Below are 726 nucleotides of genomic sequence, written 5' to 3' on the forward strand. Positions count from 1 at the left end.
GCATCATCTGCTTAAGGATGGCCTCCTTGCGTTCTGCTGGATAACGATTCACTGCATGTCTCTACTCCGCCCCAATACGGTTGATGTGAATTAATTGACGCGACATCTATCCTGACATAGGGGGAAACGGTGGAGGACATAGAAGTCTTACTGCCATGGAATTGCCGCTCACAGCAGCTCATGGAAAATTAAGCCAGCTCTCCTGAATTACACCTTTGAACGAAAATCGATAAAAATCACGAAAATCTGCTCGCTATCTGGGGTTTATGGAAGGCTTACCGATTACCAAAGTTACTGCGCCAATGTGTCAGAAGGTCCCAAAATGGGAAACGCGATTCAGCCTGATAGCCAAAATGGGATTAAGTCAAAACCTGTCTACGTAAACCTTGGGAATGGTCACTGCGACGTAACGCAAGCGATTGTGGTTCATGAGTTTGGACACGCACTGGGACTTGCTAATCACTTCAATGGATTTGGTATAGGCGATTCTACATCTACGGCGTTTTGGGACGTGCTGGCAACTCTGTACGGAAATCCGCAATCAACAACCGCACAGAATCTTCTTGTTCGCAGGGCACCTAGCTGACTAGAAAATACAAAGCCCCCTATGTCAGGATAGATGTCGCGTCAATTAATTCACATCAACCGTATTGGGGCGGAGTAAAGACATGCAGTGAATCGTTATCCAGCAGAACGCAAGGAGGCCATCCTTAAGCAGATGATGCC

The 726-nt window shown here is 47.0% G+C and carries 1 protein-coding gene; it reads left to right on the top strand.

Annotation, left to right across the window (positions count from 1 at the left end; all coding sequences use genetic code 11):
* Positions 1–322 precede the first annotated feature (322 nt).
* Positions 323–586: a hypothetical protein gene (locus ACO0K1_RS20235; protein WP_423029006.1), complete on the top strand. Its 264-nt coding sequence runs from the start codon at positions 323–325 to the stop codon at positions 584–586.
* The last annotated feature ends 140 nt before the right edge of the window (positions 587–726 follow it).

The organism is Undibacterium sp. SXout20W, assembly GCF_049340285.1.
Lineage (GTDB): Bacteria > Pseudomonadota > Gammaproteobacteria > Burkholderiales > Burkholderiaceae_D > Undibacterium.